The sequence below is a fragment of the Herbaspirillum sp. Her4 genome (assembly GCF_057961335.1).
The window spans coordinates 962,673-989,298 of record NZ_CM176330.1 but is presented as its reverse complement, the minus strand read 5'-3'; the positions used below and the strand labels follow the sequence as shown (position 1 = coordinate 989,298).

Below are 26,626 nucleotides of genomic sequence, written 5' to 3'. Positions count from 1 at the left end.
ACATTTTTCGGAAGTTGAACTGAGACCATGCGCATCATCGTGCTGGGCGCCGGCATCGTCGGCGTCACCACTGCTTATTTCCTCCGCGAGCGCGGCCATGAAGTGGTCGTGGTGGAACGCCGCGCCGAGGTGGCGGCCGAGACCAGCGTCGGCAATGCCGGCCATGTCTGCCCCTCGTATGCCACGCCGTGGGCGGCTCCCGGCATGCCGGCCAAGTCGCTGAAGTGGTCGGTGCAGAGCTGGCTGGGGATCGAGGCGGCCTTGCGTTTCACGCCGCGCCTGGATGCGCATCAGTGGAAGTGGCTCAAGACCTTCCTGGCGCAATGCACGCCCGAGCGCTATGCCGTCAACAAGGCCCGCATGGGGCGCCTGGCACGCTACAGCCACGGCCAGTTGAAACAGATCCGCGAGCGTCTCGATATCCGCTACGAACAGACCACCGGCGGCAACCTGCAATTGTTCCGCACCCAGGAAGGGCTGGACAATGCCGGGCTGTCGACCAAGGTATTGGCGGAAGCCGGCGTGCCTTTCGAGCTGCTGGATGCCGATGGCTGCGTGGCCTTCGATCCGGGCTTGCATGCGGCCCGTCATGAATTGAAGGGCGGTTTGCTGTTGCCGATGGATGAAACCGGCAATTGCCCGCTGTTTGCGCGCGCGCTGGCCGGCTGGCTGCAGGCGCATGGGGTGGAGTTTCACTTGTCCACAGAGGTGCAGGCCATCGAGGTGGCCGGTGGCCAGGTCAGCGGCCTGCGCACACCCACTGGTACCTTGCGCGCCGATGCCTACGTGGTCGCCTGCGCCAGTGCGTCAGTACCGATGCTGAAACCCCTGGGGCTGGACCTGCCGATCTATCCGGTCAAGGGCTATGCCATCACGGTGCCGGTGGCCGATCCCAAGAGCGCGCCGCGCAGCGGTGTCATGGACGAGTACTACAAGGTCGCCATCACCCGCATGGGCAATCACATCCGTGCGGCAGGCACGGCCGAGATCGGCAGCTGGGATGCGCGGGTAACCCCGCGCGATTGCGCCACCGCGCTGAAGTCGCTGAAGAATCTTTATCCACAGGGCGCCGATCTGGCCAAGGTCGAATACTGGGCCGGACTGCGACCCATGACACCGGACGGCGCACCGCTCATCGGTGCCACCCGCTATGCCAACCTGTGGCTCAACGCCGGCCATGGCTCCAATGGCTGGACCACGGCCTGCGGGTCCTCGGCCATCATCGCCGACAAGATCTCGGGCGTGGCCAGCGCCATCGAGAGCGCCGACCTGGAGCCGCAGCGCACGTTCTGAGCGGCGCGCTGCCGATCAATGATCAATGATCAATGATCAGCGATCAAACAGCGCATCCACATTGTCGCCATTGCTGAAGCTGCTCACGGCCCAGCCGCCAGGCGTCTTGTAGAAGATGAACATCCACGGGATGGCCTGGCGTTCGGTTTTTTCGATGTAGGTGAGCTTGATCAGCGATTCGCCCACCTTCTCGGAACGGATGAATTCGTAGCCGACCGAATTGCCGACCAGCGCTTCGATGGCCGTGCGCGCGCTGCGTGCACTGGTGCGTGCGCCCTCGAAGGCGCGGATGTCCACCAGCGCATAGGGCGAAAGCAGGCCATAGGCATCATCGGTGCGGCCGGCACCGGCCTGGGCCATGACCTTGTCGGCCAGGGCGCGCACTTCGGTGTCGGATTTGAGGGTATCGGCCTGGGCGGCCTGCAGCAGGCCGGTGAAGGCGAGGGAGGCCAGCAGGGAACGAATGATGAGCGAGGGCATGGAAGTCTCCTTGTAAGGCAGCACATGAAACGGCACAGGCGGCTATTGTGCCAGTAGTGTGCAGGTCCCCGCCAAGCCTTGTATTTGCGTGACGTACGTGGCTGTTAAGCCTGCACAGGGTCAGCGTAAATCAAGGTAAAACGGTCCTGAGGCTGCAATATGCGCCGCTATGATGGGCAGCCTGTAATCCCGGCCACCTGCGCCATGCAGGGATCGTGAAAGCCAAGGGATTGCGCTCGGGGAGAGCATCATGCGCACCATCATCATTGCCACCTTGCTGGCTTCATCGCTGTCGGGCTGCATCGTCACGTCCGGCAATGCCCTGGTCGACGCCGTGGGCCTGGTCGGTTCCACCGCCTCCAGCGTGCGCGCGATGACGCCCAACTCGGTACAGAATCCCATCGTCTACAGCAAGGACCCGATCCACGAAGTCTGCATCGAGTGGAATGGCTCGGTGGCGCTGAGCGACTTCGTGCCCGGCCTGCAGGGCGAGCTGCAGAAACACGGCGTACAGAGCCGGGTCTACGATGCCGGTACCCAGTCGCTGGCCTGCCCGGTGACGCTGAGCTATGTGGGCTACGTCAAATGGGACACCAAGGTCTTCACCGATGCCTATACGCCCTATCTCACCTATGCCGCACTGACCCTGCGCCGCGAAGGCCGCGTGCTGGGCACGGCGCAGTACCGGCTCGGTTCCTTCGGCCAGGACAAGTGGGCCAGCGCGGGTGACAAGCTGGCACCGCTGATCGATGCGCTGTTCCCGGGCAATCCGCAGGTGGCGGACAATTCGCCGGACAACATGCGCAGCGCGGCCAACGGATTCTGAAGCCGGATTCGAAAGACGAAATACGGCGCACACGGCGCACTCGGGGATCACGCTGTTGCGCCTCCAATGAAAAACGGCAAGCTGCGCGCTTGCCGTTGTCGTTTGCAGACCGGGTGATCTCGCGCCTGCAGCGCGTACCCGATCACATCATCATCCGATCACCAGATGGTCAGCAGGCGGCGGAAGAAGTTGCCATCGGTGCTGGCATCCGCAATGGAGCCACCGCCGACCTGTTCCAGCCGCGCATCGGCCACGTTGGAGGAGGCCACGATGCCGCCGCGGATGTCACGGGTGCGCACCACCCCCGAGAAGCGCAGGGTGTTGGTGTTGCCGTTGACGCCGATGCGCTTTTCACCGGCCACCACCAGGTTGCGGTTGGGCAGCACTTCGACGATGGAGACCATCAGCGTGCCGGTCATGGTGTTGGTATTGCTGCTGTCGCCGGAGCCCTTGAAGGTATTACTGCCGTTGGCCGAATAATTGGCGTCGTACAGTTGCGTGAACAGTCCGCCCAGCGGCGCGCCCGAGCCCGGGCCCTTTTGCGTGAGCGTGGTGTCGCGGCTGTTGGTGGTGGCTGCCTTGTTGCTGCTGCTGATGGATTCGGAGATGTCGATCTTGATGATGTCGCCCACGTTGTAGGTGGTCGGCTCTTCGAACAGCTGCGCGCTGGAGACGCGGAAGATGGCACCATTGTTTTCCACGTTGGCCACCTGATAGGCCGGCCGCACGCTGGTGGGCCCGGTCACCATGGGTGCCGGGCTGTTGCAGGCCGACAGCGAGACCGATAGCGAAACGGCCAGTGCGCAGGCACCGGCAAGGCGATACTGGAATGTCATGGTACTCCCCCGATGGCGGCCAGGCTGGATGCCCGGCACGAGCCACCGCCCGCTGTTGCCTGCTTCTGAGCTGCTGCTTGCCTGAGGCGGGCAGCCACCTCGCAGGAAGCATGAACGCGCGGGCGGCGCGTGCAGGGATGATGGTGGCTGCAGGCGTAAGCAGCGGTTAGGCCCGTGTAAAGTGCGGCAAACAATCATCAATGACGGTTAAGTCGTGCGCTGGACAGCATTAAGCGCAGATGAATGCTCCTGTGAACGAGCATTAAACACGGGGCACGGAGGTCATACGGATGAATCCCGCGCAGCTCCCGGTTTCGCCGCCGGCGCTGCCGTGGACGGCACGCCACAGCCGCGCTGTTGTGATCGCTTTGACTCGGGCTTGACGCTGGTTTGCCCTCAATGCGTCTGCGTTTTTCCGTGCATAATGACGCCACCCCCAACTCAGCGGTCCCGCCTGGCGTGATCGCACTCCATCATGGCAACAGACAAGAACCAGGCCGCCACCAGCGCCGAGATTGCAGCGCCCAGCGTGCATGAGCAGCTGGTATCGGCCCGCATCCGCCAGCGCATCAAGGCGGCCGGCGTGCGTTTCCACGCCAACGACAATATCGCCGCCTTCATCCGGGAAGGCGAACTGGAGCAATTGCAGGCCGAGGTACAGTCCAAGCTGGCCGCGGTGCTGGAGAGCCTGGTGATCGATGTCGAGAGCGACCACAACACCCAGGACACCGCCAAGCGCGTGGCCAAGATGTACCTGAACGAAGTTTTCAAGGGCCGCTACCAGGCGGCGCCGCCGGTGACCGAGTTCCCCAACATCGAGCGCCTCAACGAGCTGATGATCGTCGGCCCGATCACGGTGCGCAGTGCCTGCTCGCACCACCTGTGCCCGATCATGGGCAAGGTGTGGGTGGGCGTGATGCCCAATGAACATTCCAACCTGATCGGCCTGTCCAAGTACGCGCGCCTGCTGGAATGGATCATGAGCCGCCCGCAGATCCAGGAAGAAGCGGTCTCCCAGGCCGCCGACCTGCTGATGCAGAAGCTGCAGCCCGATGGCCTGGCCATCGTCATGGAAGCCGATCACTTCTGCATGCACTGGCGCGGCGTCAAGGATGTGGAATCGAAGATGATCAACAGCGTCATGCGTGGCTCCTTCCTGCGTGATGCCAACCTGCGCCGTGAATTCCTGGCGCTGATTTCCCAACGTCAACGAGGTTAATCATGCTGGTTCGTCTGATCTACGCAAGCCGCTCGCGCGAGACCATCACCCACGAGACCATTGAGGGCATCCTGGCTGCCTCGCGCCAGCGCAATCCGCAGCAGGGCATTACCGGCGTGCTGTGCTACAGCGACACGACCTTCGTGCAGGTGCTCGAAGGCGGGCGCGATCAGGTCAATCGCCTGTATGGCCGACTGCTGCGTGATGACCGTCATCAGGACGTGATCCTGCTGGCCTATGAATCGATCGACGAGCGCCAGTATTCCTCCTGGACCATGGGCAAGATCCGCCTGGACAAGATCAACCGCTCGCTGTTGCTGAAGTATTCGGTCACGGGCGAACTCAATCCCTATGATGTTTCCAGCTGTTCCACCGTGGCGCTGTTGAATGAGCTGGCCTCGACGGCGGCCTTCGCCCAGCGCGATTGATGGCGCAGGTTCGCGCGGATGTGAGAACGGCACCTTGCGGTGCCGTTTTTTTTGGGGGGCTGCGTGATTTTCGCGGGCTTAATCCAGGTCGATGCTGGGCAGGCTGCGGATGCCCCACTTGGCCGGATCGGCGTAGGCCACGATCTTGTCGCCCCCACGGGCCAGGTCGATGATTTCCGGCTTGAGCGGCATGCGGCTGGTGGTCGAGTAGAACAGTTTGATGCGCGGGGTGAGCAGGTGCTCCGGCCGCTGGTCCACTACGATCCCCAGCCGGCCCGATTGCAGGATCACGCAGGAGCCGGTCGGGTAGATGCCGATGGCCTTGACGAAGGCTTCCATCGTGATCGGATCGAAATGCCCGGCGCTGGCGGCCATGTGGCGGATCGAGCGGGCCGGATCCCAGCCGGCCTTGTAGGGACGGTTGGAGGTGATGGCATCGTAGACGTCGCACACCGCGCCCATCTTGGCCATGATGGAAATGCTGTCGGCCTTGAGATTGAACGGATAGCCGCTGCCGTCGATCTTCTCGTGATGATGCAGCGAGACATCCAGCGCGGCTTCGCCAATTCCTTCGATCTGTTTGAGGATGCTGTGGCCCTGTACGGTGTGCGAGCGCACCGAGGCGAATTCTTCTTCGGTCAGCTTGGCGGGTTTGTTGAGGATATCCAGCGGCACGGCCATCTTGCCCACATCGTGCAGCAGGCCGGCCATCCCGGCTTGCTTGATCTGTTCCTGCGTCATGCCGAGCTGGTTGGCCAGCGAGATCATCATCGCGCAGACCGCCACTGAATGCATGTAGGTGTAATCATCGGTGGTCTTCAGCCGCGCCAGGCTGATCAGCGCATCGGCATTGCGCGAGACCGAGGAGGTGATCTCGGTCACCAGTTCGGCGGCATCCTTGACGTCGACCGTCTTGCCCATGCGCGCTTCGGAAAACATGTTGAGCACGGTGGACTTGGAGGAGGAGATGATGCGCGCCGCGCGTTCACGTTCTACCGCCGTCTCGGTGCGGGTGGCTGGTTTGCGCACGGCCACCGTGGCGCTGGCACCCTGGTGGGCGATGGCGATCTCGGCGGGGGGCGCGGCGTCATCCTGCTCCGCCTCGCCGGTCTCGTCGTCGATATCGTGTTCGGGGGCGATGTCGCGGCCCTTGGCGGTGTCGATGGTCACTTCGTCGACCGGGCACTCGCGCAGGGTTTGCAGGTCTTCCAGCGTTTCGATCTTGAAGGATTTGCGCCAGAAAGGATGATTGATCCATCCGCCGGGGATGGAATGAACGTACATGCCCAACCGTAATTGAGCCAAGGCGATGGATTTCAACATATCGAATTCAGGTCTGTGCCTGTCGCTGGTTCCCGTACTGAAAGCGGTTCGATTTCCCTGATGAAATGGACGCCTGTTGTCTGAAGGAATGAAGCTCGGTGATGGTCTGTGAACATCATTCCACTGACGGGCTATCGTAACAGAATGGCATCAGTTTTACGCGACTTGTCGTCATCTTGCCGACGAATTTTACCTGCGTCCGCACGGAAGTTTATGTGCGGAAAATGTTTGATCTGAAGATCGTTGAAAAATTGATGTAATACCGAGACAGGTAGCCACCGCCTGAGAATCCGGCCGACGGTGGCTGTGAGGAATGGTGAGAAAAACTTATTTTTTCAGTGGCGGCGCATAAGGGTTGCTGGTGAGCAAACGCAGGAAGCTGGCAATGCAGGCCACCCCCGCAAAGGCGGCGCCGAAGCCGAGGGCAAAGCGCGAGCCCTGGGTCTCCGACAGGTTGAAGCACAGCGCCACCAGCGCGGCCCCGACACTCTGGCCGAGCAGCCGTGCCGTCGCCACGATGCCGGAGGCACCACCGCTGCGATGCGGCGGGGCGCTGGTCATCAGTGCCTTGAGATTGGGCGACTGGAAGAAGCCGAAGCCCATGCCACAGAGCAGCATGCGCCAGCTGATTTCCCATACGGTGGGCGCAGCCGGCATGAAGGTCATCGATAGCAGCCCTGCACACAGGAGCGCCAGCCCGACGCCGCCGAGGATGCCGACCGGATAGCGATCCGACAGCCGTCCGGCGATCGGTGCCATGATCGCCACGGCCACCGGCCAGGGTGTCATCAGGAGACCGATCTCGACCTGGCTGCGGCCCAGGTCATGGTGGAAGAAGAAGGGCAGCGAGACGAAGGCGAGGCCCTGTGCCGCGAAGGAACACACGGCGGTGATCGCCGAGAGCGTGAACATGGGATGGCGGAACAGGTCCACCGGCAGCATCGGTGCCGGATGCGACAGTTCGCGCTTGAGCAGGAACAGGCCGCAGACGATGGCGGCGCCCAGTTCCAGTCCGACCACGCTGGCCTCTGCCTGGTGCGCGCCTTCACCGATGGCCAGGATCAGCAGGCCGAAGGCAGCCGCATTGAGCACGGCGCTGCGCAGGTCGAAGGCGTGTGTCGACAGCGCGGTATGCGGCAGCGAGGGCAGGGCCAGGATGACGGCCGCCACGCCCAGCGGCACGTTGACCGCAAACAGCCACGGCCAGGGTGCGATGGCGAGGATGCCGGAGGCGACCGATGGTCCTACCGTGAAGGCGATGGCCACGATCAGGGTATTGAGCCCGACGCCACGGCCCAGTGAGCGGGTCGGATAGATGAATCGGATCAGCGCGGTGTTCACGCTCATGATGCCGGCCCCGCCCAGTCCCTGCAGGAAGCGCGCCATCACCAGCGTGGGCAGCGACCAGGCCACCGCGCACAGCAGCGAGGCCGCGGTAAAGAGGACCAGTCCCCAGATATAGATGCGGCGGTAACCGACGATTTCCCCCAGCGCCGCCAGCGGCAGCAGCGCCACCATCATCGCCAGCTGATAGGCGGTGACGATCCAGACCGAGGCTGCCGGTGTGGTGTTGAGGTCCAATGCCATGGCGGGCAGGGCCGTGTTGGCGATGGCGGTGTCGAGCGTGGCCAGGCCGACCGCGATGCCCAGCGCCAGGATGGCGCGCCCGCGCTGCTCGGGCGGCAGGCCCTCGCCGGCGATGACGATGTGATGGGCAGGATCGGACGTGCCGGAAGTGGAAGGCTGCGAGGACATGGTGTGGTTGGGTGTTGGCGGTGCAAGCGTGCTGGTGCTGCCGCTTGTTGTCGTGGTTGTCTTGGAGGTCCTGGAATGCGCGCCACCCCGCAAGGCAGCGCCGGTCAATGATAGCGGGGAACGCCCGGATGCGCAGGCGGCGGCCACACGCGGGGCGGCTGCGCTATGATGGCGGTTTGCGCCAGCGCGGCTGGTGCCTTTGATCACGGAGTGGCAAGCATGTCCAAACAGCAGTTGTCGGAGCGCCTGTGCGCATGGATCGATCAGCATTTCGAGGAAGAGGTCGGGGTCCTGCAGCAGTTGATCCGCATCCCCACCGATACCCCGCCCGGCAACAACGCCCCGCACGCCGATGCGGTGGCCGAGCTGGTGCAGTCCTGGGGCTGGCAGGCCGAGAAGCACGCGGTACCGGCCGACCAGGTGCGCGACTATGGCATGCAGAGCATCACCAACCTGATCGTGCGCCGTCCCTATGGCGACGCTGGACCGACCCTGGCGCTCAACGCCCACGGCGACGTGGTGCCGCCGGGCGAAGGCTGGACCCATGACCCGTATGGGGGCGAAGTGGCGGATGGCCGCATCTATGGCCGTGCGGCAGCGGTTTCCAAGAGCGACTTCGCCAGTTATATCTTCGCCACGCGCGCGCTGGAGTCCTTGGGGGCAGCGCTGCGCGGCGCAGTGGAACTGCACTTCACGTATGACGAGGAATTCGGCGGCGTGCTCGGCCCGGGCTGGCTGCTGGAACAGAAGCTGACCCGTCCGGATTATGTGCTGGCGGCCGGCTTCAGCTACAACGTGGTGACTGCCCACAATGCCTGCCTGCAGTTCGAGGTGACCGTGCATGGCCGCGCCACGCACGGCTCCATGCCCGAGACCGGCCATGATGCCCTGCAGGCGGCCAATGCCATTCTCAATGCGATCTATGACGCGCTGCCGGGATTGAAGGACATCCGTTCCTCCATCCCGGGCATCAGCCATCCGACCATGATCGTCGGCCGCATCGATGGCGGTACCAATACCAATGTGGTGCCGGGCAAGGTGGTGCTGAAGATGGACCGCCGCATGATTCCCGAGGAAGATCCGGCGCAGGTCGAAGCCGGCGTGCGCAAGCTGATCGAAGACGCAGCGGCCGGCCTGCCGGGCATCCGTGTGGAGATCCGCCGCCTGCTGCTGGCGCGTGCGCTGCGCCCGCTGCCGGGTCACGAGAAGCTGGTGGACAGCCTGCTGCGCAATGCCGAACAGGTCATGGGCGAGACCCTGACCACCAATGGTTCGGCGCTCTATACCGATGCCCGCCTGTATGGCGAAGCGGGCATTCCGGTGGTGCTGTTCGGGGCCGGTCCGCGCACGCTCATGGAATCCAATGCCAAGCAGGCCGATGAGAATCTGGCGCTGGATGACCTGAAGAAGGCCACCAAGGTGGTCGCCCTGATGCTGCTGGATTTCCTCGGCCCGCAAGACTGAGGCCGACGCCATTCCGGGCGCGCCTGCGGTCCTGCGCGGCAGGTCGCGCTCGCGGAATTGCTGCGGGGAAACGTCGCCGCATCGCAGGCCGCCCGACAAATGATTACAATGTGTGCCCGCAACAGCGTGGCCGGCGTTTCCTGTCGGCATGTTTCGGGCCGGAGGGCAGTGCGCCAGCCGGATAACCAGGCAAGTCTTGTGGGACCGAGATCAATCGCATGTTCAACGCCATCGAGCACACTCATCCGCCCCAGTCGCCCGCCGGCCGCAAGCCCGGCTATCTTGGATTGTCGTTCCGGCAGTTGCTGCTGGCGGCTTTCCTGCTGATCGCCGCGCTCCTGAGCGGTACGTCCATCCACGCCCTCTTCACACTGGACCGCATGTCGGCCAACAGCCGCGAGACGGCGCGCCAGGCGGTGCAGCTGACCGAATCCGCCCAGCGGCTGGCCGAGCGCACCGTGGCCATGGAGCGCAGTGCGCGCCAGTACCTGGTGCTGGATGACCGCGCTTTCCATGATCGTTTCAACGAGGCGCGCGAGCAGGCGCGCCAGGCCTTGGGTGAATTGTCGGATTCGCTGCCGATGGCCCCGCGCGACCTGTTCAGCCAGTGGGGCGTGTATGTGGATGAAGCCGCCGGCGTGCTGGAGGCGGAGTCGCGCAAGGACAAGGGCGAGCAGGCCAAGCTGTTCCAGGACTTTGCGCGCCTGCCCGCGCTCAATGAACGCATCGCGCTGGAGAGCCGACGCGAGGTGGATCGCCGCAACAATGCTTTATCGGCGGCGCTGGAGCAGCAGCGCCAGCTGCTCACCGCCCAGGTGGTGGGGGCCATCGTGTTGGCGGTCTTGCTGGCGTTCTGCTTCGGACTCTGGCTGTCGCGTCCGATGGCACGGCTGGAGCAGGCCATTGGCCGGCTGGGCGACAATCGCTTCGACCAGCCCATCGACGTGCGCGGCCCGGCCGACATCCGCCGCCTGGGCCAGCAGCTGGACTGGCTGCGCCAACGGCTGGCGGATCTGGAGGCGGAGAAGTCGCGCTTCCTGCGCCATGTCTCCCATGAATTGAAGACCCCGCTGGCGGCGCTGTGCGAAGGCGCGGCCCTGCTGGATGACGGCGTGGCCGGGCAACTGACCGAGAACCAGCGCGAGATCGCTCGCATCCTGCGCCAGAATACCCAGTCGCTGCAGACCCAGATCGAGGATCTGCTGCGTTATAACGAAGTCTCCTTCGATGCCCAGCGTATCCATCCGGTGCCGGTGGACCTGCGCGCGCTGCTGCACAAGGTGATCGACGACCAGCGCCTGCAATGGCTGGCGCGCGAACTGAAGGTGGAAATCGAGGGTGCGGCCCGTACCGTGGTGGTCGATCCCGAGAAGATGGCCATCGTGCTGGCCAACCTGCTGTCCAATGCCGTGCGCTTCAGCCCGCAGGGCGGCTTCATCCGCTTCCTGCTGAGCGAGGCTCCGGGCATGGTGCGGGTGGAATGTCTGGACCAGGGGCCGGGCGTGGCACCGACCGATACCGCCCGCATCTTTGAACCCTTCTACCAGGGCTTGCATCAGCCCACCGGTGCCCGCCGTGGCAATGGCATCGGGCTGTCCGTGGTGCGCGAGTACGTACAGGCGCATAGCGGCAAGGTCTATCTGGTCCCGCGTGAGGGCGGGTCGCATTTCCGAATCGAGTTGCCTGATGAAAAATAAGATCCTGATCCTGGCTTGTTCCGTCGTGCTGGCCGCGTGTGTGGGACCGCAGCCGTCCGCACCGACGTCGACCGTCCAGCTCATCCAATCCTCCAGCAACATCGACGAACTGCTGGCCTACAACGCCCAACTGCGCAAGATGACGCCGGCCGAACTGGGCCGCGAGTTGCAGCGTGTCAATACCTATCCGGCCGGTCCGGCGACCAATGTGCGCCGCGCCATGGCCCTGTCTTTGACGCGCGACGCCATCGACCTGGCCAAGGCCGAAGCCCAGCTATGGAACGTCATGGCCGATCGCAGCGTCGAAGCGGAGAAGCTCAAGCCTCTGGTGCAGTTGCTGGTTGGACATTATTCCGACCTGCGCCGCGTGGCCGACGGTGCCGAGAAGTCCTCGGTGCAACTGAAGGAAGCGCAGCGCAAGGTCGATCAGCTCAACGACAAGCTGGAAGCGCTCAAGAACATCGAACGGACCCTGCCGGCTGGCGGCAAGTAATCTGCATCCCTGAAGACCCGGGGTGCCGCCATCCCGCCGGGGCCGTTCCCTTTACTGGAACTGGAGTCCCGATGGGAAAGACTGCCCCCCTGATGCTGGTCGACGATGATCCCGACCTGCTGCGATTGCTGACGCTGCGCCTGAACGCCAGCGGCTACCGCATCCTGGCCGTGGAAAGCGCCGAGGCCGCCCTGGCCCAGCTGGCCATTGCGCTGCCGGCGCTGGTGATCACCGACGTGCGTCTGCCCGGCATGGATGGGCTGGCGCTGTTTGCCGAGATCCGCAGCCGCTATCCGGCCTTGCCGGTGATCCTGCTCACCGCCCATGGCACCATTCCCGATGCCGTCGAGGCCACCACGCAGGGGGCCTTCGCCTATCTCACCAAGCCGTTTGATGGCCATGTCCTGCTGGACAAGGTGGCGCAGGCCCTGAGCCTGTCCGCGCCAGCCCAGGAGACGCCGGATGAAGCCTGGCGCGCCGACATCATCAGCCGCAGCCAGCGGGTCGATGAACTGTTGGCCGAGGCCCGGCTGGTGGCGGCCTCCGACGCCAGCATCCTCATCCGTGGCGACAGCGGTACCGGCAAGGAAGTGCTGGCCCGCGCCATTCATCGTGCCAGTCCACGTGCGGACAAGCCCTTCATTGCCGTCAATTGCGGTGCCATTCCCGAGCAGTTGCTGGAGTCCGAATTGTTCGGCCATGTGAAAGGCGCATTTACCGGCGCTGTAGAGCATCGTGAAGGTTTATTCCAGGCGGCGGAAGGCGGTACCCTGTTTCTCGATGAAATCGGGGATATGCCGCTGGCCTTGCAGGTCAAGCTGTTGCGCGTACTGCAGGAAAAGACCGTGCGGCAGGTGGGGGCCAACCAGGCTGCCGAGGTCGACGTACGGGTGATCTCGGCCACCCACCGCGACCTGGAGGTGGCCATGAATGAGGGGCACTTCCGGGCCGATCTGTATTACCGGCTCAATGTGGTCACGCTCAGCCTGCCGCCGCTGGAAGAGCGGCGTGAGGATATCGCGCTGCTGGCCAATCATTTCCTCAAGACCATCGCCGCGCGCTATCCCAAGCGCCTGACGGGCTTTGCCCCGGATGCGCTGGAAGTGCTCAGCCTGGCCCACTGGCCGGGCAATGTGCGCCAGCTCTATAACGTCGTGGAGCAGGTGTGCGCGTTGTCGACCGCGCCGCTGATCCCGGCGTCGCTGGTGCAGCGCGCATTGCGGGTGCCGACGCTGGATCTGCTGCGTTATGCAGAGGCCAAGCAGAAATTCGAGCGGGATTACCTCGTGCGGCTGCTGAAGCTGACGGATGGCAATGTCTCCGACGCAGCCCGGCTGGCCGACCGCAATCGAACCGAGTTTTACCGGCTGCTGCAGAAGAATGGACTGGATCCAAGGCGATTCCGGGGTGGCGAGGAGGCCGTCGTGATGGAGCGACAGGATGGAGTCGTTTGAAATCAAGGAGTTGCGCTTGTCGCTGCGACATGATGTCGGGTCCGGCCGACGGAAATGGTGGGTTTGCCGGCTCATCTTTGCTGCCGTACTGCTGAGTTCGCGCGATAAGTCACTGATGTCATTGAGGATAGCTTGGGGTGGCATGGCATTTGCGAACGAACAGACCAGAGTTGCCCGCCTCGGTGAAGGGAAGGGCAATGCCAGGTCCACCTCATTGAACAAGGAGAACTTCATGAAGACATCTTCACTTGCAGCACGACTGCTGGCCGCCGCCATGGTGATGGCCGCTGCCGCACCGGCAGTCCACGCGGCGGATTCCGCCAGCACCAATGCGCCCTCTGCGCAGAAGGCCGGAGCCTATATTGACGATTCCGTGATCACCGCCAAGGTGAAGGCGGCGCTGGTGGAAGACAAGCAGATCTCTTCCATGAAGATCAAGGTCAGCACCAAGGATGGCGTGGTCACCCTGAAGGGCTCCGTCCCGAGCGCCGAGCTGGGCCAGCATGCCTTGCAATTGGTCGCCGGGGTCGAGGGAGTGCGAGACGTGAAGAGCGACCTGACCGTGAAGGCGGGTTAAGCAGAGCCGCCTGGGTTTGCAGAAAATCCGGTAATTATTTGAATTATTTAGACCAGTAAAAAAGAATCCGGGCCGTCCCGCCAGGGATGGCCCGGATTCTTTTGGTTTTTTTCGGTCCTGGCCAGAATCTCCGAGGCCCAAGCTGGGTAAGGCTTTTCGGCGTACCGGACGGAGCCTGGCCCATATCCTTCTAAATTATTTTGAACTATTTTTCAAAAAGTACTTGCGCGCTGCCGGATGCGTTGCTATAGTTCGCCCCCTGCTGACGAACAAAACGATTCGCAGCGATGCAAACAGCGCCAGGCGCGTTTGCGACAGACAGATCTTTAAAAATTAACAGCCGATAAGCGTGGGCGTTTAATGAAGTGCGACCGAACTTCGGTTCTGGAAACTTTAAATATTAAATGCTCACAAGAAATATAGGTAAGTTCGCAAGAAATTACCTGTCAGTATTTTGAGAGAGCGATGCCCTTCGGGGTAGCCAGAAATGGCACAAAACAGAGATTAAACTAAAGAGTTTGATCCTGGCTCAGATTGAACGCTGGCGGCATGCCTTACACATGCAAGTCGAACGGCAGCATAGGAGCTTGCTCCTGATGGCGAGTGGCGAACGGGTGAGTAATATATCGGAACGTGCCCTAGAGTGGGGGATAACTAGTCGAAAGACTAGCTAATACCGCATACGATCTACGGATGAAAGTGGGGGATCGCAAGACCTCATGCTCCTGGAGCGGCCGATATCTGATTAGCTAGTTGGTGGGGTAAAAGCCTACCAAGGCAACGATCAGTAGCTGGTCTGAGAGGACGACCAGCCACACTGGGACTGAGACACGGCCCAGACTCCTACGGGAGGCAGCAGTGGGGAATTTTGGACAATGGGGGCAACCCTGATCCAGCAATGCCGCGTGAGTGAAGAAGGCCTTCGGGTTGTAAAGCTCTTTTGTCAGGGAAGAAACGGTAGTAGCTAATATCTATTACTAATGACGGTACCTGAAGAATAAGCACCGGCTAACTACGTGCCAGCAGCCGCGGTAATACGTAGGGTGCAAGCGTTAATCGGAATTACTGGGCGTAAAGCGTGCGCAGGCGGTTGTGTAAGTCAGATGTGAAATCCCCGGGCTCAACCTGGGAATTGCATTTGAGACTGCACGGCTAGAGTGTGTCAGAGGGGGGTAGAATTCCACGTGTAGCAGTGAAATGCGTAGATATGTGGAGGAATACCGATGGCGAAGGCAGCCCCCTGGGATAACACTGACGCTCATGCACGAAAGCGTGGGGAGCAAACAGGATTAGATACCCTGGTAGTCCACGCCCTAAACGATGTCTACTAGTTGTCGGGTCTTAATTGACTTGGTAACGCAGCTAACGCGTGAAGTAGACCGCCTGGGGAGTACGGTCGCAAGATTAAAACTCAAAGGAATTGACGGGGACCCGCACAAGCGGTGGATGATGTGGATTAATTCGATGCAACGCGAAAAACCTTACCTACCCTTGACATGGATGGAATCCCGAAGAGATTTGGGAGTGCTCGAAAGAGAACCATCACACAGGTGCTGCATGGCTGTCGTCAGCTCGTGTCGTGAGATGTTGGGTTAAGTCCCGCAACGAGCGCAACCCTTGTCATTAGTTGCTACGAAAGGGCACTCTAATGAGACTGCCGGTGACAAACCGGAGGAAGGTGGGGATGACGTCAAGTCCTCATGGCCCTTATGGGTAGGGCTTCACACGTCATACAATGGTACATACAGAGGGCCGCCAACCCGCGAGGGGGAGCTAATCCCAGAAAGTGTATCGTAGTCCGGATTGGAGTCTGCAACTCGACTCCATGAAGTTGGAATCGCTAGTAATCGCGGATCAGCATGTCGCGGTGAATACGTTCCCGGGTCTTGTACACACCGCCCGTCACACCATGGGAGCGGGTTTTACCAGAAGTGGGTAGCCTAACCGCAAGGAGGGCGCTCACCACGGTAGGATTCGTGACTGGGGTGAAGTCGTAACAAGGTAGCCGTATCGGAAGGTGCGGCTGGATCACCTCCTTTCTAGAGTGCGCACGAAGTTAAGCGTCCACACTTATCGGCTGTAAATCAAGAACAGTTATTTGGTGAAGCACGGTCCGTGACACAAGTCACTGACTGGCTACTGATACTGATCCAAGCGGGTCTGTAGCTCAGCTGGTTAGAGCACCGTGTTGATAACGCGGGGGTCGTTGGTTCGAGCCCAACCAGACCCACCAAGGTTTCGGGGTTTAGCTCAGCTGGGAGAGCACCTGCTTTGCAAGCAGGGGGTCGTCGGTTCGATCCCGTCAACCTCCACCAAGAAATGTCAAACCTAAGTCAGCGTTCAAGTTGGCGTAGTGATTTAGGTTTGATCTTTTACGATCAATGGCTGTTTTTGTTCTTTAACAATCTGGAAGAAGTAAAGATTCATTTGATGATGAATGCCAGGACTGCGGTCCTTGTATGAAAGTAAAAATGGGTGTGATTGTATCAATCAAAGTATTACGAAGTGATCTTAGCAATTAGAAGACTTACTTTGGAATACGGCAAACGCTAAAACTCAACGCTTCATATAACGCTCTTGCAAAAGAGGCTAACGTTATAGGAACAAGCGAATAAGTGCACATGGTGGATGCCTTGGCGATTACAGGCGATGAAGGACGTAGTAGCTTGCGATAAGCTGCGGGGAGCTGGCAAACAAGCTTTGATCCGCAGATTTCCGAATGGGGAAACCCGGCCGTAAGGTCATCGTTATCTGAATACATAGGGTAACGAAGCGAACGTGGCGAACTGAAACATCTAAGTAGCTACAGGAAAAGAAATCAACCGAGATTCCCAAAGTAGTGGCGAGCGAAATGGGATCAGCCTGCAAGATTTAGCATCAACGATAGCAAAACGGAATGGAAAGTCCGGCCATAGTGGGTGATAGCCCCGTATGCGAAATCGATGGTGTGGAACTAGGCTTGCGACAAGTAGGGCGGGACACGTGAAATCCTGTCTGAACATGGGGGGACCATCCTCCAAGGCTAAATACTCGTAATCGACCGATAGTGAACCAGTACCGTGAGGGAAAGGCGAAAAGAACCCCGGAAGGGGAGTGAAATAGATCCTGAAACCGTGTGCATACAAACAGTAGGAGCCTCGAAAGGGGTGACTGCGTACCTTTTGTATAATGGGTCAGCGACTTACATTCAGTGGCAAGCTTAACCGAATAGGGAAGGCGCAGAGAAATCGAGTCCGAATAGGGCGTTCAGTCGCTGGGTGTAGACCCGAAACCAAGTGATCTATCCATGGCCAGGTTGAAGGTGCGGTAACACGCACTGGAGGACCGAACCCACTAATGTTGAAAAATTAGGGGATGAGCTGTGGATAGGGGTGAAAGGCTAAACAAACTTGGAAATAGCTGGTTCTCTCCGAAAACTATTTAGGTAGTGCCTCAAGTATCACCATCGGGGTAGAGCACTGTTATGGCTAGGGGGTCATCGCGACTTACCAAACCATTGCAAACTCCGAATACCGATGAGTGCGAGCTTGGGAGACAGACGCCGGGTGCTAACGTCCGACGTCAAGAGGGAAACAACCCAGACCGCCAGCTAAGGTCCCAAAGATTGGCTAAGTGGAAAACGAAGTGGGAAGGCTAAAACAGTCAGGAGGTTGGCTTAGAAGCAGCCATCCTTTAAAGAAAGCGTAATAGCTCACTGATCGAGTCGTCCTGCGCGGAAGATGTAACGGGGCTAAGCCAGTCACCGAAGCTGCGGATATCCGCAAGGATATGGTAGGAGAGCGTTCTGTAAGCCTGTGAAGGTGTCTTGTAAAGGATGCTGGAGGTATCAGAAGTGCGAATGCTGACATGAGTAGCGATAATGCGGGTGAAAAGCCCGCACGCCGTAAGCCCAAGGTTTCCTGTTCAACGTTCATCGGAGCAGGGTGAGTCGGCCCCTAAGGCGAGGCAGAGATGCGTAGCTGATGGGAAGCAGGTTAATATTCCTGCACCGTCGTTAGATGCGATGGGGGGACGGATCGCGGAAGGTTGTCCGACTGTTGGAATAGTCGGTTTTTGCATCGAAGAAGGCTGTTAGGCAAATCCGGCAGCGTAATTCAAGGGTGTGAGACGAGCGAACTTGTTCGCGAAGCAATCGGAAGTGGTTCCAAGAAAAGCCTCTAAGCTTCAGTCTAACGAGACCGTACCGCAAACCGACACAGGTGGGCGAGATGAGTATTCTAAGGCGCTTGAGAGAACTCGGGAGAAGGAACTCGGCAAATTGGTACCGTAACTTCGGGATAAGGTACGCCCAAGTAGTTTGACTGGCCTGCGCCAGAAGGACAAAAGGGTTGCAATAAAATGGTGGCTGCGACTGTTTAATAAAAACACAGCACTCTGCAAACACGAAAGTGGACGTATAGGGTGTGACGCCTGCCCGGTGCTGGAAGATTAAATGATGGGGTGCAAGCTCTTGATTGAAGTCCCAGTAAACGGCGGCCGTAACTATAACGGTCCTAAGGTAGCGAAATTCCTTGTCGGGTAAGTTCCGACCTGCACGAATGGCGTAACGATGGCCACACTGTCTCCTCCCGAGACTCAGCGAAGTTGAAATGTTTGTGATGATGCAATCTACCCGCGGCTAGACGGAAAGACCCCATGAACCTTTACTGTAGCTTTGCATTGGACTTTGAACCAATCTGTGTAGGATAGGTGGGAGGCTTTGAAGCGTGGACGCTAGTCTGCGTGGAGCCGACCTTGAAATACCACCCTGGTTTGTTTGAGGTTCTAACCTTGGTCCGTTATCCGGATCGGGGACAGTGCATGGTAGGCAGTTTGACTGGGGCGGTCTCCTCCCAAAGTGTAACGGAGGAGTTCGAAGGTACGCTAGGTACGGTCGGACATCGTGCTAATAGTGCAATGGCATAAGCGTGCTTAACTGCGAGACTGACAAGTCGAGCAGGTACGAAAGTAGGACATAGTGATCCGGTGGTTCTGTATGGAAGGGCCATCGCTCAACGGATAAAAGGTACTCTGGGGATAACAGGCTGATTCCTCCCAAGAGTTCATATCGACGGGGGAGTTTGGCACCTCGATGTCGGCTCATCACATCCTGGGGCTGTAGCCGGTCCCAAGGGTATGGCTGTTCGCCATTTAAAGTGGTACGTGAGCTGGGTTTAAAACGTCGTGAGACAGTTTGGTCCCTATCTGCCGTGGGCGTTGGAAGTTTGAAGGGGGCTGCTCCTAGTACGAGAGGACCGGAGTGGACGAACCTCTGGTGTATCGGTTGTCACGCCAGTGGCATTGCCGAGTAGCTAAGTTCGGAAGAGATAACCGCTGAAAGCATCTAAGCGGGAAACTCGCCTTGAGATGAGACTTCCCGGGAACTAGATTCCCCTAAAGGGTCGTTCGAGACCAGGACGTTGATAGGTCAGGTGTGGAAGCGCAGTAATGCGTTAAGCTAACTGATACTAATTGCCCGTGCGGCTTGTTCCTATAACATTAGCTCTGTTATAGACAAGTTGAGCATATATTGTGTTTGCCATAGTGCATCACACCCCAAGAATCTACTAAATACTTCTTCCAGTTTGGGTTAGTTGCTGCTCCATTGAGAGCAACTGGCTTTACAAGTTATGCCTGATGACTATAGCAAGTTGGTACCACCCCTTCCCATCCCGAACAGGACCGTGAAACGACTTCGCGCCGATGATAGTGCTGCAACCAGTGTGAAAGTAGGTCATCGTCAGGCTTGTTATCCCCAAAAACCCTCGTTACGCAAGTAGCGAGGGTTTTTGCTTTTAAGTATACGTGTGAGACCCTGAAGTATGAATGAGTCTTCACCGAGCTGGCCGGAACAACGGTGACCGCTGAAAAGCGAACCAGGTTGAACCGGAAAGCAAAGAGGCATGAAGCAGTGTGAAGTACGTTTTAAATGGAAGTAGTCAAAGCGGAAGTTAAGCGAGACGAAGAGATTTAAAACGAATCGCAAAAAAGTAGTTGACGCGATAAACAAACTGCTACATAATCTCGCTTCTCTGCTGCTGACGAACAAAACGATTCGCAGCGATGCAAACAGCGCCAAGCGCGTTTGCGACAGACAAGATCTTTAAAAATTAACAGCCGATAAGCGTGGGCGTTTAATGAAGTGTGACAGAACTTCGGTTCTGGAAACTTTAAATATTAAATGCTCACAAGAAATATAGGTAAGTTCGCAAGAAATTACCTGTCAGTATTTTGAGAGAGCGATGCCCTTCGGGGTAGCCAGAAATGGCACAAAACAGAGATTAAACTAAAGAGTTTGATCCTGGCTCAGATTGAACGCTGGCGGCATGCCTTACACATGCAAGTCGAACGGCAGCATAGGAGCTTGCTCCTGATGGCGAGTGGCGAACGGGTGAGTAATATATCGGAACGTGCCCTAGAGTGGGGGATAACTAGTCGAAAGACTAGCTAATACCGCATACGATCTACGGATGAAAGTGGGGGATCGCAAGACCTCATGCTCCTGGAGCGGCCGATATCTGATTAGCTAGTTGGTGGGGTAAAAGCCTACCAAGGCGACGATCAGTAGCTGGTCTGAGAGGACGACCAGCCACACTGGGACTGAGACACGGCCCAGACTCCTACGGGAGGCAGCAGTGGGGAATTTTGGACAATGGGGGCAACCCTGATCCAGCAATGCCGCGTGAGTGAAGAAGGCCTTCGGGTTGTAAAGCTCTTTTGTCAGGGAAGAAACGGTAGTAGCTAATATCTATTACTAATGACGGTACCTGAAGAATAAGCACCGGCTAACTACGTGCCAGCAGCCGCGGTAATACGTAGGGTGCAAGCGTTAATCGGAATTACTGGGCGTAAAGCGTGCGCAGGCGGTTGTGTAAGTCAGATGTGAAATCCCCGGGCTCAACCTGGGAATTGCATTTGAGACTGCACGGCTAGAGTGTGTCAGAGGGGGGTAGAATTCCACGTGTAGCAGTGAAATGCGTAGATATGTGGAGGAATACCGATGGCGAAGGCAGCCCCCTGGGATAACACTGACGCTCATGCACGAAAGCGTGGGGAGCAAACAGGATTAGATACCCTGGTAGTCCACGCCCTAAACGATGTCTACTAGTTGTCGGGTCTTAATTGACTTGGTAACGCAGCTAACGCGTGAAGTAGACCGCCTGGGGAGTACGGTCGCAAGATTAAAACTCAAAGGAATTGACGGGGACCCGCACAAGCGGTGGATGATGTGGATTAATTCGATGCAACGCGAAAAACCTTACCTACCCTTGACATGGATGGAATCCCGAAGAGATTTGGGAGTGCTCGAAAGAGAACCATCACACAGGTGCTGCATGGCTGTCGTCAGCTCGTGTCGTGAGATGTTGGGTTAAGTCCCGCAACGAGCGCAACCCTTGTCATTAGTTGCTACGAAAGGGCACTCTAATGAGACTGCCGGTGACAAACCGGAGGAAGGTGGGGATGACGTCAAGTCCTCATGGCCCTTATGGGTAGGGCTTCACACGTCATACAATGGTACATACAGAGGGCCGCCAACCCGCGAGGGGGAGCTAATCCCAGAAAGTGTATCGTAGTCCGGATTGGAGTCTGCAACTCGACTCCATGAAGTTGGAATCGCTAGTAATCGCGGATCAGCATGTCGCGGTGAATACGTTCCCGGGTCTTGTACACACCGCCCGTCACACCATGGGAGCGGGTTTTACCAGAAGTGGGTAGCCTAACCGCAAGGAGGGCGCTCACCACGGTAGGATTCGTGACTGGGGTGAAGTCGTAACAAGGTAGCCGTATCGGAAGGTGCGGCTGGATCACCTCCTTTCTAGAGTGCGCACGAAGTTAAGCGTCCACACTTATCGGCTGTAAATCAAGAACAGTTATTTGGTGAAGCACGGTCCGTGACACAAGTCACTGACTGGCTACTGATACTGATCCAAGCGGGTCTGTAGCTCAGCTGGTTAGAGCACCGTGTTGATAACGCGGGGGTCGTTGGTTCGAGCCCAACCAGACCCACCAAGGTTTCGGGGTTTAGCTCAGCTGGGAGAGCACCTGCTTTGCAAGCAGGGGGTCGTCGGTTCGATCCCGTCAACCTCCACCAAGAAATATCAAACCTAAGTCAGCGTTCAAGTTGGCGTAGTGATTTAGGTTTGATCTTTTACGATCAATGGCTGTTTTTGTTCTTTAACAATCTGGAAGAAGTAAAGATTCATTTAAACGATCGCCAGGACTTCGGTTCTTGCGAAAGTAAAAATGGGTGTGATTGTATCAATCAAAGTATTACGAAGTGATCTTAGCAATTAGAAGACTTACTTTGGAATACGGCAAACGCTAAAACTCAACGCTTCATATAACGCTCTTGCAAAAGAGGCTAACGTTATAGGAACAAGCGAATAAGTGCACATGGTGGATGCCTTGGCGATTACAGGCGATGAAGGACGTAGTAGCTTGCGATAAGCTGCGGGGAGCTGGCAAACAAGCTTTGATCCGCAGATTTCCGAATGGGGAAACCCGGCCGTAAGGTCATCGTTATCTGAATACATAGGGTAACGAAGCGAACGTGGCGAACTGAAACATCTAAGTAGCTACAGGAAAAGAAATCAACCGAGATTCCCAAAGTAGTGGCGAGCGAAATGGGATCAGCCTGCAAGATTTAGCATCAACGATAGCAAAACGGAATGGAAAGTCCGGCCATAGTGGGTGATAGCCCCGTATGCGAAATCGATGGTGTGGAACTAGGCTTGCGACAAGTAGGGCGGGACACGTGAAATCCTGTCTGAACATGGGGGGACCATCCTCCAAGGCTAAATACTCGTAATCGACCGATAGTGAACCAGTACCGTGAGGGAAAGGCGAAAAGAACCCCGGAAGGGGAGTGAAATAGATCCTGAAACCGTGTGCATACAAACAGTAGGAGCCTCGTAAGGGGTGACTGCGTACCTTTTGTATAATGGGTCAGCGACTTACATTCAGTGGCAAGCTTAACCGAATAGGGAAGGCGCAGAGAAATCGAGTCCGAATAGGGCGTTCAGTCGCTGGGTGTAGACCCGAAACCAAGTGATCTATCCATGGCCAGGTTGAAGGTGCGGTAACACGCACTGGAGGACCGAACCCACTAATGTTGAAAAATTAGGGGATGAGCTGTGGATAGGGGTGAAAGGCTAAACAAACTTGGAAATAGCTGGTTCTCTCCGAAAACTATTTAGGTAGTGCCTCAAGTATCACCATCGGGGGTAGAGCACTGTTATGGCTAGGGGGTCATCGCGACTTACCAAACCATTGCAAACTCCGAATACCGATGAGTGCGAGCTTGGGAGACAGACGCCGGGTGCTAACGTCCGACGTCAAGAGGGAAACAACCCAGACCGCCAGCTAAGGTCCCAAAGATTGGCTAAGTGGAAAACGAAGTGGGAAGGCTAAAACAGTCAGGAGGTTGGCTTAGAAGCAGCCATCCTTTAAAGAAAGCGTAATAGCTCACTGATCGAGTCGTCCTGCGCGGAAGATGTAACGGGGCTAAGCCAGTCACCGAAGCTGCGGATATCCGCAAGGATATGGTAGGAGAGCGTTCTGTAAGCCTGTGAAGGTGTCTTGTAAAGGATGCTGGAGGTATCAGAAGTGCGAATGCTGACATGAGTAGCGATAATGCGGGTGAAAAGCCCGCACGCCGTAAGCCCAAGGTTTCCTGTTCAACGTTCATCGGAGCAGGGTGAGTCGGCCCCTAAGGCGAGGCAGAGATGCGTAGCTGATGGGAAGCAGGTTAATATTCCTGCACCGTCGTTAGATGCGATGGGGGGACGGATCGCGGAAGGTTGTCCGACTGTTGGAATAGTCGGTTTTTGCATCGAAGAAGGCTGTTAGGCAAATCCGGCAGCGTAATTCAAGGGTGTGAGACGAGCGAACTTGTTCGCGAAGCAATCGGAAGTGGTTCCAAGAAAAGCCTCTAAGCTTCAGTCTAACGAGACCGTACCGCAAACCGACACAGGTGGGCGAGATGAGTATTCTAAGGCGCTTGAGAGAACTCGGGAGAAGGAACTCGGCAAATTGGTACCGTAACTTCGGGATAAGGTACGCCCAAGTAGTTTGACTGGCCTGCGCCAGAAGGACAAAAGGGTTGCAATAAAATGGTGGCTGCGACTGTTTAATAAAAACACAGCACTCTGCAAACACGAAAGTGGACGTATAGGGTGTGACGCCTGCCCGGTGCTGGAAGATTAAATGATGGGGTGCAAGCTCTTGATTGAAGTCCCAGTAAACGGCGGCCGTAACTATAACGGTCCTAAGGTAGCGAAATTCCTTGTCGGGTAAGTTCCGACCTGCACGAATGGCGTAACGATGGCCACACTGTCTCCTCCCGAGACTCAGCGAAGTTGAAATGTTTGTGATGATGCAATCTACCCGCGGCTAGACGGAAAGACCCCATGAACCTTTACTGTAGCTTTGCATTGGACTTTGAACCAATCTGTGTAGGATAGGTGGGAGGCTTTGAAGCGTGGACGCTAGTCTGCGTGGAGCCGACCTTGAAATACCACCCTGGTTTGTTTGAGGTTCTAACCTTGGTCCGTTATCCGGATCGGGGACAGTGCATGGTAGGCAGTTTGACTGGGGCGGTCTCCTCCCAAAGTGTAACGGAGGAGTTCGAAGGTACGCTAGGTACGGTCGGACATCGTGCTAATAGTGCAATGGCATAAGCGTGCTTAACTGCGAGACTGACAAGTCGAGCAGGTACGAAAGTAGGACATAGTGATCCGGTGGTTCTGTATGGAAGGGCCATCGCTCAACGGATAAAAGGTACTCTGGGGATAACAGGCTGATTCCTCCCAAGAGTTCATATCGACGGGGGAGTTTGGCACCTCGATGTCGGCTCATCACATCCTGGGGCTGTAGCCGGTCCCAAGGGTATGGCTGTTCGCCATTTAAAGTGGTACGTGAGCTGGGTTTAAAACGTCGTGAGACAGTTTGGTCCCTATCTGCCGTGGGCGTTGGAAGTTTGAAGGGGGCTGCTCCTAGTACGAGAGGACCGGAGTGGACGAACCTCTGGTGTATCGGTTGTCACGCCAGTGGCATTGCCGAGTAGCTAAGTTCGGAAGAGATAACCGCTGAAAGCATCTAAGCGGGAAACTCGCCTTGAGATGAGACTTCCCGGGAACTAGATTCCCCTAAAGGGTCGTTCGAGACCAGGACGTTGATAGGTCAGGTGTGGAAGCGCAGTAATGCGTTAAGCTAACTGATACTAATTGCCCGTGCGGCTTGTTCCTATAACATTAGCTCTGTTATAGACAAGTTGAGCATATATTGTGTTTGCCCTTAGTGCATCACACCCAAGAATCTACTAAATACTTCTTCCAGTTTGGGTTAGTTGCTGCTCCATTGAGAGCAACTGACTTTACAAGTTATGCCTGATGACTATAGCAAGTTGGTACCACCCCTTCCCATCCCGAACAGGACCGTGAAACGACTTCGCGCCGATGATAGTGCTGCAACCAGTGTGAAAGTAGGTCATCGTCAGGCTTGTTACTCCCAAGAACCCTCGTTACGCAAGTAGCGAGGGTTTTTGCTTTGTGCGCTCGGTTTTCATTTGGTCGGCAGGCGAAGTAAATCCCTGTGTGGCCAGAGGTTCCGATGCTGTCCTGACCTGCGTCGGTAATTTGTAGCCAGTCAGGCAGTGAGTCGGTTGTCGATCATATTCGATTCCAGCCAGGCTCGACGGACCGTAGCTGGAGGTTGGTACTGATGTGCGCTATGCGGCCTGCGCTCGTTGTAGAACTGACGCCATCTTTCAATCAGCACTTTTGCCTCTGCCCGACTGCGGAACCACTCCCGGTTAAGCAGTTCGTCACGCAGCTTGCCATTGAAGCTTTCCACGAATCCGTTCTGCCATGGACTGCCTGTCGCAATGAAGGCGGGACCAACGGAGGCATCCCGCAGCCAGCGCATGACCTTGGCCGCTGTGAACTCGGCGCCGTTGTCCGACCGAACGTAGGCCGGCTTTCCATGTAACCGCATCAATCGCGAGAGCGTCAGAATGACGTCCTGGGAGCGCAAACTGGCAGCAACTTCGATGGCCAGGCATTCCCGGGTGTATTCATCGATCACGCACAGCATCTTCAATGAGCGTCCATCCACCATCTGGTCATGAACAAAGTCGTAGCTCCAGACCGAATTGGGCTTGGTTGCTCCAGGTAGCCGAATGTCGTTGCCGCATCGACGCCTGCGAGGCCGCTTTCGTGGAATACCCAGTTTGAGCGCGCTCCAGAGCCGTCGTACTCGGGACTCGCCCAAGGCCAGCCAGGCAGACATACGCCGATAGCCGAATCGAGGGACCTCTTGCGATGCCGCGATCAGCTGCTGCGTCAGACTCCGATCCTTTTCAGGTTGTAGCAACTGATAACCTGCTACCCGCCGGCTCAGATCCAGATAACGACATGCCTTGCGTTGCGACAGCCCCCGACGAGTAAGGACTTCCAGCGCTTCGCGCCGGCCCGCGGAGGTCATCATTTTTTTCGGCTTAACTCCTTCAAGCCATCAATCACCAGCAGCTGCTCCGCCACCATGCGTTTGAGCTTGTCGTTCTCGGATTCAAGCTCTCTGAGCCGCCGGGCATCCGAGACATCCATACCGCCAAACTTGTTTCTCCAGCGGTAAAAGGTCTGCTCTGTAATGTTATGACGCTTGCACAGATCTACCGTCGCAATCTCCTTGCTCTCTGCTTCTCGCAAGATGCTGATGATCTGTTCGTCCGTAAATCGCTTCTTCATTGAGTTCTCCTTGGCGTTAGCATAAAGAACTCACTTAGCCGGTGGCTACAAAATTC

Annotated in this window: 14 protein-coding genes, 2 tRNA genes and 6 rRNA genes; 17 read left to right on the top strand and 5 right to left on the bottom strand. The window is 57.7% G+C overall.

Going from position 1 to position 26,626, the window contains the following annotated elements:
- Positions 1–27 precede the first annotated feature (27 nt).
- Complete coding sequence (locus tag ACWFUC_RS04550) at positions 28–1,293, top strand: D-amino acid dehydrogenase (protein WP_252697464.1); 1,266 nt, start codon at positions 28–30, stop codon at positions 1,291–1,293.
- Between the two features lie 36 nt (positions 1,294–1,329).
- Here the strand turns inward: ACWFUC_RS04550 and ACWFUC_RS04545 are convergent, their stop codons facing one another.
- Positions 1,330–1,773 (bottom strand): hypothetical protein, encoded by a 444-nt coding sequence (locus ACWFUC_RS04545; protein ID WP_034338987.1) that lies wholly within the window; start codon positions 1,771–1,773, stop codon positions 1,330–1,332.
- A gap of 250 nt (positions 1,774–2,023) precedes the next feature.
- Between ACWFUC_RS04545 and ACWFUC_RS04540 the strand changes: the two genes are divergently transcribed.
- Positions 2,024–2,599 (top strand): hypothetical protein, encoded by a 576-nt coding sequence (locus tag ACWFUC_RS04540; protein ID WP_034338990.1) that lies wholly within the window; start codon positions 2,024–2,026, stop codon positions 2,597–2,599.
- 158 nt (positions 2,600–2,757) lie between these two features.
- On the opposite strand, the gene ACWFUC_RS04535 is transcribed toward ACWFUC_RS04540, so the two are convergent.
- A complete protein-coding gene (locus tag ACWFUC_RS04535) occupies positions 2,758–3,435 on the bottom strand; it encodes a flagellar basal body L-ring protein FlgH (protein WP_039790266.1) in 678 nt (225 codons plus the stop codon).
- 475 nt (positions 3,436–3,910) lie between these two features.
- Here ACWFUC_RS04535 and folE point away from each other — a divergent pair, with 475 nt between their 5' ends.
- The gene (gene folE / locus ACWFUC_RS04530; protein WP_039790264.1) at positions 3,911–4,654 is read left to right on the top strand and encodes a GTP cyclohydrolase I; all 744 of its coding nucleotides are present in this window, start codon (positions 3,911–3,913) and stop codon (positions 4,652–4,654) included.
- Positions 4,655–4,656: 2 nt separating this feature from the next.
- Positions 4,657–5,082, top strand: a complete 426-nt coding sequence (locus tag ACWFUC_RS04525; protein WP_034338998.1) for a BLUF domain-containing protein — start codon at positions 4,657–4,659, stop codon at positions 5,080–5,082.
- Between the two features lie 78 nt (positions 5,083–5,160).
- Here the strand turns inward: ACWFUC_RS04525 and ACWFUC_RS04520 are convergent, their stop codons facing one another.
- Together ACWFUC_RS04520 and ACWFUC_RS04515 are read right to left on the bottom strand one after the other, a co-directional pair.
- Positions 5,161–6,405, bottom strand: a complete 1,245-nt coding sequence (locus tag ACWFUC_RS04520; RefSeq protein WP_034339001.1) for a cyclic di-GMP phosphodiesterase — start codon at positions 6,403–6,405, stop codon at positions 5,161–5,163.
- Positions 6,406–6,732: 327 nt separating this feature from the next.
- A complete protein-coding gene (locus ACWFUC_RS04515; RefSeq protein ID WP_121037510.1) occupies positions 6,733–8,160 on the bottom strand; it encodes an MFS transporter in 1,428 nt (475 codons plus the stop codon).
- 219 nt (positions 8,161–8,379) lie between these two features.
- On the opposite strand from ACWFUC_RS04515, the gene ACWFUC_RS04510 reads away from it, so the two are divergent.
- From ACWFUC_RS04510 to rrf (ACWFUC_RS04450), 13 genes are all read left to right on the top strand, one after another.
- Positions 8,380–9,624 (top strand): ArgE/DapE family deacylase, encoded by a 1,245-nt coding sequence (locus tag ACWFUC_RS04510; protein WP_489624225.1) that lies wholly within the window; start codon positions 8,380–8,382, stop codon positions 9,622–9,624.
- Positions 9,625–9,842: 218 nt separating this feature from the next.
- Positions 9,843–11,321 (top strand): HAMP domain-containing sensor histidine kinase, encoded by a 1,479-nt coding sequence (locus ACWFUC_RS04505; RefSeq protein WP_489637453.1) that lies wholly within the window; start codon positions 9,843–9,845, stop codon positions 11,319–11,321.
- Positions 11,311–11,814, top strand: a complete 504-nt coding sequence (locus ACWFUC_RS04500) for a hypothetical protein (protein ID WP_034339018.1) — start codon at positions 11,311–11,313, stop codon at positions 11,812–11,814. Before ACWFUC_RS04505 ends, ACWFUC_RS04500 begins: the two co-directional genes overlap by 11 nt.
- Positions 11,815–11,885: 71 nt before the next feature.
- Entirely contained in the window at positions 11,886–13,268 is a 1,383-nt protein-coding gene (locus tag ACWFUC_RS04495) for a sigma 54-interacting transcriptional regulator (RefSeq protein WP_489624224.1), read from the top strand.
- 232 nt (positions 13,269–13,500) lie between these two features.
- The gene (locus ACWFUC_RS04490) at positions 13,501–13,845 is read left to right on the top strand and encodes a BON domain-containing protein (RefSeq protein ID WP_121037519.1); all 345 of its coding nucleotides are present in this window, start codon (positions 13,501–13,503) and stop codon (positions 13,843–13,845) included.
- Positions 13,846–14,351: 506 nt separating this feature from the next.
- Positions 14,352–15,884, top strand: a 16S ribosomal RNA gene (locus ACWFUC_RS04485).
- Between the two features lie 117 nt (positions 15,885–16,001).
- Positions 16,002–16,078 (top strand) — tRNA-Ile (locus tag ACWFUC_RS04480).
- 368 nt (positions 16,079–16,446) lie between these two features.
- A 23S ribosomal RNA gene (locus ACWFUC_RS04475) occupies positions 16,447–19,317 on the top strand.
- Between the two features lie 140 nt (positions 19,318–19,457).
- Positions 19,458–19,570, top strand: a 5S ribosomal RNA gene (gene rrf / locus ACWFUC_RS04470).
- 537 nt (positions 19,571–20,107) lie between these two features.
- Positions 20,108–21,640: ribosomal RNA gene (locus ACWFUC_RS04465) — 16S ribosomal RNA — on the top strand.
- A gap of 117 nt (positions 21,641–21,757) precedes the next feature.
- Positions 21,758–21,834, top strand: a tRNA-Ile gene (locus ACWFUC_RS04460).
- A gap of 364 nt (positions 21,835–22,198) precedes the next feature.
- A 23S ribosomal RNA gene (locus ACWFUC_RS04455) occupies positions 22,199–25,070 on the top strand.
- A 140-nt stretch (positions 25,071–25,210) separates the two neighbouring features.
- Positions 25,211–25,323: ribosomal RNA gene (rrf, locus tag ACWFUC_RS04450) — 5S ribosomal RNA — on the top strand.
- Together the 16S, 23S and 5S rRNA genes with 2 tRNA genes alongside form the textbook arrangement of a ribosomal RNA operon.
- 147 nt (positions 25,324–25,470) lie before the next feature.
- Here rrf (ACWFUC_RS04450) and ACWFUC_RS04445 read toward each other — a convergent pair.
- Positions 25,471–26,570, bottom strand: a protein-coding gene (locus tag ACWFUC_RS04445; RefSeq protein WP_489622786.1) for an IS3 family transposase whose coding sequence is annotated in 2 segments (ribosomal slippage) — positions 25,471–26,318 and positions 26,318–26,570 — 1,101 coding nt in all. Because the reading frame shifts where the segments join, the coding sequence is not laid out codon by codon here.
- Positions 26,571–26,626: the final 56 nt, after the last annotated feature.